The following is a 16,813-nucleotide window of genomic DNA, read 5'->3' on the forward strand; positions in this document are numbered from 1 at the left end:
AAGTAGCAAAGTAGCAATAACCATCCACATCGTTACTTAGAAGAATGATAACCTCACTATGTAGGTCACGTTTTGGCAATCCCTATTACAAACTAAATTCATCAATTGCCTGGTCTATTCGTCCTGAGATAACCCAGTATAACGATCTTGTAGTGCAGGATATCCATCTTTTATAATATCATGTCGATATTCCTTAAAGTATTGTGCAAACTCAATGGTAGTTTGGTTATATTACGTAAAGAGTTTACTGGATATAAACTACCTATTTTGAATAATCAGTCTTATTTCGACAAAAAACACTATTATATTATGCTATGTTAAGTAATAACAACGAGAATTTCGCAACAGACACCATTGAGTACCTACACTAATTTGTAGAAAGGGGGCAGGTTTTTTTTTTATGGACTTCTTGAAGAAGTAGGACGCTGTCGCAATTAAAATTGGAGGAGAATGAAGTTGAAGATGAAAAAGAAAGGTAATCTAAAAAAAATGTTCAACATTGTTGCGACATTACTCATGGTACTTTCCTTAATTGTACCGGGAATAGCAACTGCGGAACCAAATAAAAAACTGCACCAATCATTAAATGACTCTAACGTACTTTCGGGGAACAAGTTGAGCAGTAGTTTACTAGAAACATTCGAAAAAGAGGACAGAGTTACTTTTCTCATAAAATTTAAAGAGAGTGCAGACGCGGAAAAAGTAGCAGAGCAAGCAAAACAAGATGCCGGTAATGCAAAACTTTCGGCAAAAAAATCACAGCTCATGCAACGTTCCGCTGTTGTATCTGAATTGAAAATGACATCTCTTGAATCGCAACAAAATGTAAAACAGTATTTGGATCTGCAAGTGAAGGCAGGGAACGCTAAAGATATTACGTCATATTACATTGTCAACGGAATGGCTGTTACAGCTACAAAAGAAGTGGCGCAAAAAATAGCGACATTCACTGAAGTTGAAAAAGTTCTACCGAATGAAACACGGGAACTATATACAACGAAAACCAAAAATGCAGTAACACCTGATTCCCAAATTGCCAATGTAGAATGGAATGTTGACAGGGTCAATGCCCCTAAAGTTTGGGACATGGGTATTGACGGTTCGGGAACAGTCGTCGCGAGCATCGATACAGGTGTCCAATGGGATCACCCTGCATTGAAAGAGAAATACCGCGGCTACAATGCAGCGACAGGTGAAGTGAATCATGATTTCAACTGGTTTGATGCGACTGCAGGACAAGCAGCACCTTATGATGACCAGGGGCATGGTACACATGTTACCGGTACGATGGTAGGTGGCGAGCCAAATGGTTCTAACCAAATTGGTGTAGCACCGGGTGCGAAATGGATTGCTGTCAAAGCATTTTCAGCGGATGGGGGATCAGATAGTGATCTATTGGCAGCAGCGCAATGGATTTTGGCCCCGACAGATGCAAATGGCAATTCACGTGTCGACATGGCACCAGATGTTGTGAATAACTCATGGGGTGGGGGTGCTGGTCTTGATGAGTGGTATCGCGACGTCGTTAAAAACTGGCGCGCTGCACAAATATTTCCTGGATTTGCAGCTGGAAATACAACGATATATAACCCTGGGGGACCAGGATCAGTAGCATCTCCGGGTAACTATCCGGAATCATTTGCAACTGGTGCGACCGACATTGACAATAAAGTGGGAGGTTTTTCCTTACGCGGTCCATCACCGTATTCGGAAATTAAACCAGATGTCTCTGCACCTGGAGCGAACATCCGTTCAGCAGTCCCGGGGAGTGGTTATGAAGGCGGTTGGAATGGAACATCGATGGCTAGTCCGGCAGTTTCGGCGATAGCGGCAATGCTCCGCCAAGTGAACGCGAACGTAACAGTCGATGAAATGGAACAGATTCTTTTAGATACGGCAGTCCCGTTGACGGATATTGAATATCCACAGACTCCGAACGATGGGTATGGATATGGACTTGTCGACGCTTATATGTCTGTTTCTGCAATCATTAATGGTCTTGGAAAGCTTGAAGGCCAAGTGGCGAAAAAAGGGGAGGATAAAGAAGCCCCAACATTCACTCATACTGCGCCGATAGCTACATATGTAGGAATGGATCTCGATTTGAAAATCAAAGTGAGTGACAATATTAGCTTAGTATCCGTCGTACTGAACTACCAAGGTGCAAACGGAGAATGGAAAGCAGTGAATGCCTCTCAGAAGTCTGGAGATTATAAGTCCGGAGAATATGTAGCAACGATTCCAAGTGAGGAAATCGCTGGTGATTCGATCGCTTACAAATGGACAATCAATGACTTCGGGAATAACGAAGTAGTAAGTGAAAATCACACAATCGAAGTGAAACCAGCTATTACAGTTGGCTATTTCGAAAATTTTGAGAAGACACCAATCGGTTGGACTTCATTTGGGTTAATGGATACTTGGGAGTGGGGTGTACCGACATCCGGCCCTGGTAAAGCTGCATCTGGTGAAAAAGTGTACGCCACAAATCTTGAAGGTCCGTATGGGAGTAATATGAACGCAACACTCCTTATGCCTCCAATGGATTTGCCTGAAGGAAATGCCTACTTGCAATTCAAACAATGGAATGAATTCGAGCAATCATCAGCAGGGGCAGCTTATGATTACGGACATGTTTTCATATCCACTGATAAGAAGGAATGGACACAACTACTCAAGATTCAAGGTCGATCAAGTGCTTGGTCTGAGACGGAAGTCGATTTGTCAGCGTATAGCGGTCAGCGCGTCTATATCGGGTTCAATGGATTTTCTGATGGAAACGTTGAAGAGGATGGCTGGTATATCGATGATGTCTCTTTAGTTGATACATCACATATATCAAAAGGGACTAAACAAGGTGACAAAGGGAGTAAATTGAATACCGAAAAAAGTGGTCTTGATGGTGTCAAAAAACCAAACAATATAAATCCCGTGATTACAGAGAAAGGGAAAGATTTATTCGAAGAAGCGATCGACCCAACAAAAATAAAACCCGCATTGCCTGAAAAAGAAACAACACTAGGCGAAGGGAATTTCAACCCGATGGTCTTACCAATTGGAGCACAAGTGAGTGTACTTGAAACAGGACGTTCAGTCTATTCAAACCTTGCTGACGGGAAGTATTCGTTAATTCATGGCATAGGTACTTTTACTACGAAAGCAGAAGCTTACGGATTCCAATCTAAAGAACAAACCGTTAAAATCGAGGCGGATAAATCGACACAAGCGAATTTCATATTAGAAGAACTGCCAAAAGCAACGGTTAGCGGTACAATTACAGACAAATCAACAGGTGAAGGAATCGAAGGAGCGAAATTACTTCTCCTTGAAGATGCAAATATCACACCTGTAGTGACAGATGTAAATGGTAACTATTCCATCACTGCTTATGAGGGGGACTATACGCTTGTAGTGTTTGCAAGAGGTTACGGTGGTCAGAGAACTACCATTTCAATCGGCAACGATACGGCACTGGATCTTGAGCTTGAGCCGTATTATACGTACCCAGGTGGGGAAATTGGCTATGATGATGGAACAGAAGAAAATGCATATGCGTTTTTTGCAGCTGGAAATGCTTGGGGAGTGAAAATGACTCTTCCTGCTGGAAAAGAATCTGCAATCGTATCCGATGGCGTCTTCCGCTTCTCGGATGAGAGTTGGCCTAGACCTGGTGGAACTGCTTTTGCAGTAGAGGTGTGGGATGCAACAGGTGCAGATGGTGCACCCGGTAAGAAACTGGCTGGTCCATTTAGCGCGCAAGCAAAACGTGACGGTACATGGACAGTCGTTGATTTGACAGAATACAATATTGAAGTTGATAGCGATTTCTACATGGTCTATGTTCAGACACAGGGTAGATCGAATGCACCTGGACTTGCGTCAGATACAAATACCCGGAACTCTAACCGAAACTATCAATTTGATGCAGGTTCATGGACACCTTCTCTTACAAGCGAAGGAAACTTCATGATCCGTGCTCGTGTCATCTATGAAGTGATTGAACCGGTTATTACATCACCAGTACAAGGCTTTAGTACTAATGAGAAAAACGGGGTAATCAAAGGAGCAGCGTCTACATCGACGACAATCCAATTGATGCATAACGGAAAAGAGGCAGGTTCTACTGTAGTTGGTGATGATGGAAAATTCGCTATCCCAATGGAATTCGTTGAAGGTGCAAATGAGATGATCGCTGTGTCGAAGATGGGTGGTAAAGTAACAGGTAAATCTGCGCCAGTTACAATCATGCTTGACACGATCAATCCTAAACTGACACTCGACAATCCGAAAAACGGAGATAAGACGAATCGTGAAACGGTGACAGTCGAAGGGACGGTTTCAGATGTCAACCTCAAATCAGTCCAAGTGAATGGTTTTGAGGCAGCAATTGTTGACGGCAAGTATTCGAAGCGGATTTTGCTTGATAATGGTGTGAACGAAATTACAGTTGTCGCAACCGATATTGCGAACAATCAAGTTTCAAAGACAGTAACAGTAACAGCAAAATTCAAGCACAAACTATCGCAACGTTAACACCGAAGATCTTCATTTAGTTACTGGTAAGAGTGTGAAAATTGAGTTTGATAGTGAGCCAGGGCATAAGACAAGCTTTTTGTTGTTCAGGCCTTCTCACAAAATCCTCTATTGTAAAATCAATGTTTGTAGCACTCTTTTATCAAATTTTTACGACCGTTAAAGTAATTGAAAAAATCTATAATGCTATGCTGAAATCAACTCAATCATAGTACGCAAAGCGAAAGCACCGCTAAACAGGGAATCTTCTGTTTAGCGGTGTTTTTATTCAGTCCGTGAGATTACTATTCTTATTAGGATATAAATATGAGATTGAGAAATATCTTGTAATAGTAGTAGTTGTGGTTATCTGTTCAATAGCCCTGATTGTTGGTGCAAGCTGTAGATACATCAATGTTTATAGAGGGAGGTTAATTGAATAAATATAAAATAAACCGATGATAGATAGGAGAAAGAAATGCGTAATAAAAAGGTACGAGGACTACGAAGAAAAACAAAGGATATGATTAATCGAATTGAGGAAGAAACAAAAGAGTTCCCTTCCGATTTTCAGAAGATAACAGGGAATTGGAAAAATATAAATAAAAAATTATCAAAACTATTTACTTACTTTATTCGTCTAATATATGTAAAGGTTTTAGAATATTGAACAACACAAAGGAGATTTTAATCATGAAATATTTAAACACAAAAAAATATTCGGAACAATCGCATCAGCTACAATTTTAATGAGTGCATATGGGACAACCTTAGCATCAACATCATCGAAAACACTCAGTAATCTGCACAATTAACTGTTCAACAGCAATAATAATATGATTTTATAAAATACATATTGTATGTTAGTTATTTGTGTTACTCAAATCTATGATAAAAGGGATTTTCCCTTTTTAAGGAAGTCCCTTTTATCGTAGATTAAGAACACCCTTGCTAACCTTCATAGCAAGAAAACATAAGTAGAACTGTTTTGTTGAAGTCTATTTTATATAATTAAAACTATTTTAAACTAATACGACTTATTTATAGAACACCTTCTAAGAAAGGAGCTTTTTAGATGAAGGGGAATTTGCACATAGAAAAGAAACTTGTAGAATGTATAACCGATAACAAAGAAGCTTTTTATAGATTAGCGTATAGTTATGTGAAAAATGAAAATGATGCAGTAGATATACTACAAGATTCTATACAAAAAGCCATTTCATCAAAACGACACATAAAGAGTGAACAATATATAAAAAGTTGGTTTTATCGAATAGTAGTGAATACATCACTAGATTTTTTAAAAAAACAGAAAAAGTTAATGTTTGTTGATGAAGAAGCACTTGAGTCATACGCTGATGGAGTAGAAAATCAGTATTCAAATATTGATCTAGAAAGAGCTTTAGAATCTCTTTCTCTAAAATACCGAAGTGTGATTATTCTTCGCTATTTTGAAGATTTAAAAATAGAAGAAGTCGCAGAAATATTAAACGAAAACCCAAATACAATTAAAACACGATTAACCAAAGCTCTAAAATTACTCCGAATTCAAATCGCATGATCTTATTTTTAGGAGGAAAATGATATTGGATAAAAAATTAGAAAAATTAAAATCTGATTACCAGAACATCCCGATCCCAGATAATTTGGATTTCATCGTAGCGAACGCCATTAGTCGTTCTAACGTAAGAAAATTTCCATTTAAATCAGTAATTGGTTTAGCAGCATCTGCTATTTTTATTCTCTCCATAAATAGTAGTCCAACATTTGCGAAAACATTGTCGGATGTTCCGATTGTTGGAACGTTAGTGGATGTCCTGACATTTACTGAATACACTGTAGATGAAAAAACTTATCAGGCACATTTAAAGGTTCCTGCTGTTTCTAACTTGAAAAACAAGGACCTTGAAAATAGTTTAAATCAAAAATATTTGAACGAAAACAAACAACTCTATGATACGTTTACGAAAGAAATGGACGAGATGAAAAAAGAAAATGGAGGTCACTTAGGCATAGATAGTGGCTATGAAGTAAAGACAGACACGGATAATATTTTATCGATTGGAAGGTACGTAGTGAATACCGTTGGATCTTCATCTACAACCATGACATATGACACCATTGATAAGAAAAAAGAAATCTTATTAACCCTTCCGCTACTGTTTAAAGATGAAACATATATTAATTTGATTAGTGAGAACATAAAAGAACAAATGAAAGAACAAATGAAACATGACGAAAACAAGTTATATTGGTTTCGAGATGAAGGGGATGAAACGACGATTGGATTGTTTGATAAGATTAGTAGCAAACAAAACTTTTATATTAATAAAGACAATCAATTAGTCATTTCCTTTGATAAATATGAAGTTGCTCCTGGGGCTATGGGCATTATTGAATTTATTATTCCATCTGATATTCTTTCGGATGCCTTAGTCAGCAACCACTACATTAAATAGTCACCTAAAAGTCATCATTTTTCAAATCGCAATCAGACTTCCTAGATGTGTTGCTAAATAGCTGGCAAGTCCTGCCCCAACCTGCAATCGAACTGCCGCCTGAGGTGTTCACAAAACCTCAGGCGGCTAGGATTTCGAGTTGCACAGGTCTTTCCCCTATTTATGAACTCACGTCTGTACCATTACGTTCAAGCCGTATAACTAACAAAAGGAGAATCAGAGATAATGACCAGATCCCAAAGTAAGAAACGCGGACCCTGGATTGATGTTGCCTGTATCAGTATGATTGTTTTTCTGAGTATGACCCTCACTTTTCTCGGATACTCAAAAGAGAGCGATGCAAAACAAAATACAAACAACGGCCCAGAAGTAAAAAAAGATGTGTCGACTATAGAATCAGCTTTTCCTGGAATACTTATTACAACTGAAGTTAAAAACGATGACTATTCTCCTTATGCCATTCAGTATCCACAAAGTAAAGTAGTCTCATTTAATGATCGTGTCAAAAAATACATAGATGAACAACGGGATAATTATTTAATTGCAATGGAAGAAAATAAGCGAATCGATAGTACGACTCCTGGAGAGTTGAACATTGCTTTCGAAACATTTCCACATGCATCCGGATCGTATTCATTAGTTATGATTTCCGGAACGTATTTAGGCGGTGCAAATGGTTTTAACAGTTTTAACACCATTCATTTTGACCCAGAGTCAGGTGAAATTATTGAGATTGCTGATTTATTTGGACATGACGAATCTAAGCTTGTAAAACTTTCATCACTTGTACGAGATGGCATTCAGAAAGATCCAAGCTTAACAAATAGAGTCCTAAAAGAAGATATGATGTTGGCTACCGAACCGAAGTGGAGCAACTTCGAGAACTTTGCCCTCATAGACGATTCGCTCGTCCTATATTTCGATGAGTACGAAATCGCTAGTGGTGCCGCAGGTGCACCGGTTATTGCTGTGCCACTTGCTGCGCTAACTGAACAATTAGTAGCACCTTATAAACTGGATGTAGAAGAAGTATTACCAAAACCTCCTGTTGAAGAAGTTTCAGATGAAGCAGGAGAAGAACCGATAGAAGAACCGGATGACAGTGATGCGTCTGAAAATCTAGTTGTTGTTCAACCTGTAGAAAAGGGTGCGAAGCAAGTCGCCCTAACGTTTGATGATGGTCCAGATCCAAAAGTAACGCCGCAAATCCTTGCCACTCTAGCGAAGTATGATGCAAAAGCAACATTCTTTATGCTAGGCAGTCGAGTAGAATCTTACCCGGAAATCGCGAACGATGTGTTGACTGCTGGCCATGAGCTCGGCAACCACACTTGGAGCCATGCAAACTTAACGAAGATGGCGACGGATTCGATTACAAAAGAAGTTTCAAGGACAAATAACATCATCGAACAAGCCACTGGACAAGCACCCACAGTTTTTCGTCCTCCTTACGGTGCTTTCAAGGATGACATGTTAAACGTGATGCAATTACCCGTTGTTTTGTGGGATGTAGATACACTCGATTGGAAACACCGTGATGCTGCTCAACTTTTAACGTCTGTGAAAAGTAGCGTCCATGACGGCAGTACCGTATTAATGCACGATATTCATTTATCGACTGCTCAAGGATTAGACAGTGTGCTTGCTTATTTAACAAGTGAAGGATATGAGTTTGTAACCGTTTCAGAACTAGAATGATAAGTTGAAAGATTGACCCAAGAGCTTGCTGTTGGGTCAATCTGACACAAGTGTTGAAATCAGAATTTTCAAAAGAACCTTAACTGTTTTATGCAACACCATTGAAGTTATGAATTAAAAAATGGGACTGTAGCTACTTATATGACAATTTCGGGTTTTAACTTGCTTGTTTTATGAATTTGTCTTTTCTGCCTCGTAATAACCTAATTTATGGAAATTATAAAGTTGATTAATATGCTCCTTAGGATATGCTTCTAATAATTCAAGAATTTCTTTTGCAAATTCTAATGAAGCTGTTCCATTTGCGGTCACAATTTTTCCATCAGAAACTGCTTGCTCTAGTACATAATTCATTTCATTTCTGTAGTTATCTTTTGCATAAGTTTTCAAATCATTAAGATCATTGCTTGTATGCTTTATTTCATTTAACCATCCATTGGCTCCCATAAAAACTGTTGCATCACATATTGCCCCTACTGGAATATCCATAGTAAGTGCCTTTTCCATTATTGGAATGACGTTATTGTTTAGTGGCTTACGCCAAGAGTTTCCCCCAATTAGTATTAAACCATAAAAGATTTCAGGTATACTTTTTAAGGTATAATCTGGAAGAACGTTTAATCCGCCGATTGACTTTATTACACCCTCACTTACACTAACTATCTTAGTGATGTACTTGTCTGTATTATTTAAAAAAGCTGCTACATAAGACATTTCCCAATCAGCGAATTCCTCCAACACTACAATTAAAATCTCTTTTTTCTCAGTTTGGTTCATTCTTAATCCCTCCTAATTAAATTATAAAAATTCTATTAATTTGATACTGTCTCCAGTATATAATGTAATAGTGACAAATGATGACACAATTAGCAAAAGGGTGAAAATTTTGAGTAAGGCAATTAGATTAAATGAATTAAGGTTGTATATTAATCGAGTCAAAAAGTTTAAGGTAGATGATTTAGCAAAAGAATTTAATGTTTCAAGAAGAACGATTCTTAGGGATTTAGAAGAACTAAGTATTTTAGGGGTTCCATTAATTTCAGAGGTAGGAGCTAATGGAGGATATCAAGTTTTGGAAGAAAAAAATCTACTTGCTGTCTCTTTTACAAAAGAGGAAACTTTCTCTATCTTTTTTGCTCTTTTATCTTTAAAACATTTTATTAGCCTACCTTTTGAATCGGAATATAATTCAATCATCAAAAAATTCTATCTGAACTTAAACGGAAAGATGAAAGATGAAATTGATTTAATCAAAAATAAGATTGATTTCAAAATAGATAATCAGAGTAAAGAAAGTCCCCTATTAAAAGAGCTATTTATTGCGACAATAGGAAATGAGCCGCTTTGGATTTCTTACTTGGGGGTTAAAAGAGAAATTCAACCAGTTGGATTATTTTCTCAGTATGGAAGATGGTATTGTCCTTCGTATTGTTATCTTAGGAAGGAGTTTAGACTTTTTCGTTGCGATCGGATATCAGAGATCGGAATAAGTGCAAGAAATGACAAGATGAATCTAAAAGAAACCAACTTAAATGATATTATTAACATTTTCACAACAAAAAAAGAGTATGAGCTTATTGTGGAATTAACACCAGAAGGAGTAGAAAAATATAAATCTAATGTTTCGCTATATTATCAAATATCAATAGACAGTAAAGGTTATGGAGTCATTAAGGGTTCAATAAGTGAAACAGAAATAGACTTTTTGGCTGATTATTTCATACAAATGGGAAAGCATGCAAAAGTAGTTGAACCCATAGAGTTAAGAGCTGAAATAAAAAAGAAAATTTTAGTATTGAGTGATTTATACCGTGATTTGGTATAGGAAACAATAATAAAGTCATTCATCTATACTCATTTTGTTGAACTTATTCAACTAACGGGTTCTTTAGTTGAACAACGCTAATAATATTTAGTGCAAACACCTAGCCTCTTCATATTTCCCTTCAATTAATTAGCAATCGTTACAACATTACTTATAGCACTTGTATTAACAAATAAACAATCAAAATTGTGTGTCTGCCAATTCAAGTGTTAAAACGAAGTGCAAATTAAGTGTTAATCATTAACAAAGCTTGATATATAGGTGTTTTAAAATAGCCCAATTCATATGCGAATTTAGGCTCTTTTTGTATGTTTAATTTAGATTTTGTACCTTTAAAGGTGGAAATAGAAGTCCGATTTATGTGAAACCCGAAGTAAATAGCTATCTGCAAAATGGTGACACAGGTGCTGCTGTTAGGTATTTACAAGAGCATTTAATTAAAGTGGGGCTCAAGTTAAGTATGGATGGAAGTTTTGGACCTGCTACTGAAAAGGCTCTAAAAGTGGTCAAGGATTCTCATTTTGCTATCTAAATATGAGAGTCTTTTTTATGTTATCTCGTCATTTAATATAATGAAGAAAATTATTGCAAAACCCTAAAGGAGCCGATTATTTGTTTACCGTTTTAGAAAACATAAAGAATTTAACTTTTATATTAATATTCATTTCCAGCATTATTTATCGTAGGCAACTTAAGCTAACTAAGTGGAAAAGAGAACTATCTAAAGGCGAAATGACTATGTATATAATTACTACAATTGCACTTCCTATTTTCGGAATTACTTATTTTATTCTTCTATTGGGAATATAAAACGCATAATTTTATCCAGTTATATTAATCCATTTTGTTCAGGCCATCTCACAAAATCCTCAAAGTGTGGTTTCCGAGTTCACTGAGCTACTTAAACAAAATCGATACGGTGTAATTAACGAAGGTTAGAGTAATTTCTTCTTCAACTAAAGGGGCCGTTTAGTTGAACAAAGTGACTTTTGGGGGGAATGATTTTGGGAAGTAACAACGTAGAATCCATAAATTAGACCTATAATCTTAGACGATTATAAATTTGTTTTAAATTGGAGCAAAGATGATGATTTTTGTTTTGCGAATTTATGGGACAAAATATAAGTCTGCCATTTTGAAAGGGTTGACCGTATTATTTCTGATTCAAATCTATCCGAAAAGGTACTGCAGAAATATAAAAAAGAAGGTATTGAAATTGTGAATAAGATTAATTTGGAGGAAAAGTAGCCGTCTACTTTCCTTTTTTTTATGTGTTTTTTAAACTCAGTTTATCTCATTTCAGCTTCTCTCCTCAAATTTCAAGTAGCAAAGTAAATCTACAATGATTTACACAATATTTACAGAAAATCAATAATGATTGTGTATTATTTGTTTATACAAGAGGTAATTTGTGTGATTGTGTTATATTGTGCCGTCTATTGTCATGTATTCCCCCTATTCTGGGAGGTGAACTTCAAAATATCGGCGTACCAGGATTAAAGCACCGTTTCAGTTTAATGAGAACAGTAGAAGGAGAAAATCAAGGTTCCAATATTGGAAACGAAAGGGGGATTTCCGTGACGAAAAATCTCCTCTCATCCGATCGATAGGAGGATGCCCACCATCCCTGTAAAGAGGGGCGACCTTCTCCAGCACAATGGAGTCGTCGACATGATCGATATAATCAATGAGTTTCGCTACGGTTTTGTTTTTTTACACAATTTTACAAGCTTTTTGAACAGGCTCTTAAAATACTAAAAGTATGGAGGTTTTCTGTAATGAAAAGAATTATATCCATTTCCATCGTATTAACGATGATATTCGTTATGTTATCGACCACCGCAGGCGCATCAGGCGCCAAAATCGTCAAAATCGACAATATGCAGCCGGTTTACGGTCAAACGATCACCGCCAGTGTGATCAAGGGTAAAGGTTCAAAGGGCAAAAATCTAACATTTCAATGGCAAGTACAGGAATCACGTATAAGCGATAAATATATTAATGTAAAATCGGATGGTACATCCAAAAGCTACACCGTAAAGTTAAGTGATATTGGTAAAAAATTGCGTGTTGTAGTTGGTTTACCATCAAATAGTGACAGAAAAACTTCATTGCCCACGAACGCAGTATTAAATTCCAACCCTCTTATTGCATCGATGAAATTCGACAATAATTTAAAGGACGATGCAAATCAAGAGAACTTGGAAGGGAAAGGAAATTATAGTTATGTAGACGGTGCATTACCCGGGACCAAAGCTCTGCACTTAGAAAGTGGAGACGGCAATTATATCGGTACAACGCATAGCTTGAATTTTGGTAATGACAGTTATACCACATCCTTCTGGTATAAGGGTGACACTAACAATAATCAGGTAATATTATCAAACAAGGATTTTACTAAGAGCTCTAATGAAGGCTGGGCGATTTATACATCAGCCAATTCGGTCAATATGAATTTAGGATTCCCGACCACATCAGTAAAATTTGGGCGCGACACGTTTAATGCTTCCGATTGGCGTTACGTGACATTTGTTGTAGACAGAGATAAAATGCTCGGATCGTTGTATATTGATGGTTACAAAATGACTGAAACTTCGCTGGGGACCGGGTCTTTAGATACATCGAACCCATTAAATATAGGTAGCGACGGATTGGGCAAACATGGCGGTAATTCATTCGATATAGCTGATCTGAATGTTTGGAAAGGTGCATTTAGCAGTGATGTAGTTCAAGCTAATTATAATAGTTACGCTGTAAATAAAGTAGATGTGAATGCACTTAACGACACAATATCAGAAGCAAATACACTAATAGCAGACGGTCTCGGCAACGGCTTCAGCCAAACCGATTTTGATCATTTGAAAAAGGTTTTGAATACGGCAACTTCGGTTGCAACAACGCAAAAAGTAAAATTATATACACAGGAAACCATCAATTATTACGAACGTGAACTAAACAATGCCATATTCATCTATCAAAAAAGCAATAAAACATTAACTCCCGCCGGTTTAAATATGATTGTGGACAGCGACCCGGAAATCAGTGGTAATCCCGCAACACACGCGCGCATTGAAAAAGATTACAGAACAGAACTGAGACTATTCCCACAGGCCGACGTACTTTTTATTCCTGGCGACGTTACCGGCGGTAACAATGCCAATGAATATGTATGGATGAAAAATCTGACAGACATACATACTAAACTTACAAATGAGGGTTTGTTAAAAAATACGAAGTTTTATATGGTAAGAGGCAACCATGATATGGGCGGAGCCGAACAATTTATTCCTGTCGGTTCGGCGGGCGCGTGGAACGAGTCAACGAATTCATACGATAACAATTTCTTTAACGATTCTTATAGGGTAAAGGTAAAAGGATATAATTTTGTGGGTTTTGACGGAAATTATAACAACGAAAAAACGGTGGGTAAAGCCACCAATTTCCTCGACCAAATTAGAAAAGAAGAGGATTACGATCCAACCAAACCCATATTTGTATCTTCTCACTACCCTATAAGCGGAACCGCGTGGGGATCGGCATGGAGCAGCGCGGCAAGTAATAATGTAGGTAAATATATTGCTGACAATAATTTTTCGCAGGTGGTATATATGTCAGGTCATACACAATACGACCCGACCGACGAACGTTCTCACTTTCAAGGTGCGGCTACGTATCTCGACAGCGGTGCGAGTTCATATTCCAGTTATATTGATAACGGTCCGTACGGAGGATATATAGAAGGCTCGTATATCAAATACCATACCACACCTCGCATCGCGAATTTCATAGAGGTTTACGGTTCAAAAATTATCATCAAACAGTATAATTTGAGTACAGATGAATATGTAGGCATACCTTCTGTAAAAGTCGTTGGTGAAGGCAAAGAGGCCTTTACCTATAGCAGGAGCGATATAAGAGAACTCATAGCTCCGCAGTTTGAAGAGGGTATTACGGTCGATTCCTACAAAAACAACGAACTTGCTTTTACAATAAAGCAAGCAAATGACAATGTGCGCGTTTTGGAATATAATATTCAGCTTATCAACAAGCTCACCGGGAAAGTGGACAAATCGTTTAACAGCCTTTCACTGCCGCTAGACAAACCATTCGATGAACACAGACAGTATAAGTTTACAGATTTGTCGCCGACTACTCCATATATACTCAGGGTATTTGCCGACGATTCCATGTATAACCGTTCGTCGCAGGACATTGACATTGAGGCTCAAAGTGTTAATTTAAACAGCATCACTGCGCCTGCTGACATAACAGGGTTGACAATCGGAACGGCGAAGACAGCGGACGTCCTTGGATTGCCAAAGACAGTATCCTTGGATACTGATGCAGGCAGGGGAGAAGCCAAAGTGACATGGAATGTAGATGCTTCAAACTATGATCCCACTGTAAAGACTGCACAAACCTTCGCTGTCAATGGAACTGTAACTTTGCCAACTGGGGTGAAAAATCCCAATAACGTCCCTTTGACAACAAGCATTAAAGTAACGGTTAATAAGATCACTCAGTCTCAAATGACGGCAACGGCGACAAGTCAGGAAACGATTGGTGAAAATAATTCAGCATCCATGGCGATTGACGGAAATTCACAAACTTTTTGGCATACAAAGTGGGATAAATCTGATGTTCTCCCTCAATCGATCACCTTAAATCTTGGAGGAACTTACCCAATCGATAAGGTCGCGTATTTACCAAGGCCATCAGGCAGCAACGGAAATATTACAGGATATAACGTTTATGTAAGTACAGATGGAGTGACCTTTACTAAAGTTGCAAGCGGAACTTGGGCAAACGACAATGCGGAGAAAGTAGCAACTTTTGATCCGACAGATGCATCATATGTCAAGCTCGAAGCAACGGCGGGTGTTAACGGCTGGGCAACGGCCGCGGAGATTAGCGTCCTTGAAACAGAAACTGTAAAGAATTAGCTTCTAACTTAAAAGAATTTATTGAACGCTGGACACGGTAAAGACCATTACAAGTGAGGATTGGCACATAGTTAAAGATGCAGATATCAATCATAACGACAAGATTAATTTTGCGGATTTAGTTTGGATCGCCAATAAGATTTTGCAATAGCACCAGATAATAAGGAGAGAAAAGTAAATCTTTTCTCTCCACTTTCTATGAAATGAGGTCCCATTATGATTCGACGTTCATTCCTGTCATTGTTTATCATCTTATTATTTTTTGGAACTGCCCCAACTTCGCTTGCGCATTCCATAGATATGAATTACTCGGATTTAAACATTGAAGGGAACGAGATTCTCTATGATCTTTTTATTGAACAAACAGACTTGTTCCCACAATTCGGTACTGACTTGGATAATCTGGTGAACGATGAACTGGCCACGCAAAAAATCGAATCCTATCTACAGAAAGGTCTTCGCATAGATGCGGATTCGAAGCCCTTAACGATGGAATTGGTTTCGATGAACATGGCGCAAAAGGGTGCCATAAGAGGCATGGAAATTCAACTGACGTTTATCGCCGATGAAGAAATCGAACAATTTAATCTTCATTACGATCTGGTGTTTGACGATGCGCCTGCTCATACGAGTGTACTCATGGTCCATGCAGGGGAATATTTTCAGCAGGATATGATTGATAGCACTAATAGAGATATTCTGATCAACCTTTCCCAGGACCTTTCCCAGGACCTTCCCCAAGACCTTCCCCAGCCTGAAATTGGATCTGTCCTATGGAAATACTTTGTACTTGGAATCGAACACATTTTGACCGGGTACGATCATTTGCTGTTTTTGTTATCCTTAGTATTAATCGCATCTCGCTTCAAGGATGCGTTGAAAATTGTTACTGCTTTTACAATCGGCCACAGCATAACACTAWTCTTGGTGGCCACCGACCGTATTCAGGTCAGTTCGCATTGGGTCGAAGCCTTGATTGCCCTGACGATCTGTTATGTGGCAGTRGAAAATATGTTTGTTCAAAAGGCGAAATGGCGGTGGCTWYTGACGGCCTTATTTGGCCTGATTCACGGCATGGGCTTCGCCGGGGCTTTGGCCGAAACGGGACTTCCAAAGAGCAATCTGATTGGCTCACTCCTKRCGTTTAATTTAGGTGTGGAAGCKGGCCAGCTCATGTTCCTWTGCCTATTACTTCCCGTCTTGCTATGGCTRCGAAGGTTCCCATGGTATCGTAAAATGATGATCTCAACGTCTTGCCTTATTTTTGTGCTGGCATTTTATTGGTTGATTCAAAGATTGTAATTAGGCCATGTATTGATCAATACGAGAGTTAGCGGTATTTTTGCTAGCTCTTTTTTATTATTGCGTGTCTAACC

Annotated in this window: 9 protein-coding genes and 1 pseudogene; 9 read left to right on the forward strand and 1 reads right to left on the reverse strand. The window is 38.2% G+C overall.

The annotated features are described in order from the left end of the window. The first annotated feature begins 462 nt into the window (after positions 1-462). The 5 genes and pseudogenes from AC1DOS_RS10580 (at position 463) to AC1DOS_RS10600 (ending at position 8,669) form a co-directional block, all read left to right on the forward strand. On the forward strand, positions 463-4,533 hold the full coding sequence (locus AC1DOS_RS10580) for a S8 family serine peptidase (RefSeq protein ID WP_477537477.1): 4,071 nt from the start codon (positions 463-465) through the stop codon (positions 4,531-4,533). 457 nt (positions 4,534-4,990) lie between these two features. Next, positions 4,991-5,083 (forward strand): annotated as a pseudogene (locus tag AC1DOS_RS10585) (DUF3916 domain-containing protein); the annotation flags it as partial. 504 nt (positions 5,084-5,587) lie between these two features. Beyond that, positions 5,588-6,073, forward strand: coding sequence for an RNA polymerase sigma factor (locus tag AC1DOS_RS10590; RefSeq protein ID WP_477537471.1), 486 nt, complete (start codon positions 5,588-5,590; stop codon positions 6,071-6,073). 25 nt (positions 6,074-6,098) lie between these two features. Then, complete coding sequence (gene rsiV / locus AC1DOS_RS10595) at positions 6,099-6,971, forward strand: anti-sigma-V factor RsiV (protein ID WP_199224101.1); 873 nt, start codon at positions 6,099-6,101, stop codon at positions 6,969-6,971. A gap of 225 nt (positions 6,972-7,196) precedes the next feature. Continuing rightward, positions 7,197-8,669, forward strand: a complete 1,473-nt coding sequence (locus tag AC1DOS_RS10600; RefSeq protein WP_477537472.1) for a polysaccharide deacetylase family protein — start codon at positions 7,197-7,199, stop codon at positions 8,667-8,669. A gap of 171 nt (positions 8,670-8,840) precedes the next feature. On the opposite strand, the gene AC1DOS_RS10605 is transcribed toward AC1DOS_RS10600, so the two are convergent. Then, positions 8,841-9,446, reverse strand: coding sequence for a DJ-1/PfpI family protein (locus AC1DOS_RS10605; protein WP_108588122.1), 606 nt, complete (start codon positions 9,444-9,446; stop codon positions 8,841-8,843). Positions 9,447-9,555: 109 nt separating this feature from the next. On the opposite strand from AC1DOS_RS10605, the gene AC1DOS_RS10610 reads away from it, so the two are divergent. From AC1DOS_RS10610 to AC1DOS_RS10625, 4 genes are all read left to right on the forward strand, one after another. Next, positions 9,556-10,494, forward strand: a complete 939-nt coding sequence (locus AC1DOS_RS10610) for a helix-turn-helix transcriptional regulator (protein ID WP_477537473.1) — start codon at positions 9,556-9,558, stop codon at positions 10,492-10,494. 361 nt (positions 10,495-10,855) lie between these two features. Then, positions 10,856-11,026, forward strand: a complete 171-nt coding sequence (locus tag AC1DOS_RS10615) for a peptidoglycan-binding protein (protein WP_477537474.1) — start codon at positions 10,856-10,858, stop codon at positions 11,024-11,026. Between the two features lie 1,246 nt (positions 11,027-12,272). Next, positions 12,273-15,437 carry a discoidin domain-containing protein gene (locus tag AC1DOS_RS10620; protein WP_477537475.1) on the forward strand — a complete coding sequence of 1,055 codons (3,165 nt, stop codon included), beginning with the start codon at positions 12,273-12,275 and terminating at the stop codon, positions 15,435-15,437. Positions 15,438-15,653: 216 nt separating this feature from the next. After that, on the forward strand, positions 15,654-16,739 hold the full coding sequence (locus AC1DOS_RS10625) for a HupE/UreJ family protein (RefSeq protein WP_477537476.1): 1,086 nt from the start codon (positions 15,654-15,656) through the stop codon (positions 16,737-16,739). Positions 16,740-16,813: the final 74 nt, after the last annotated feature.

The organism is Paenisporosarcina sp. P5_A11, from assembly GCF_056400705.1.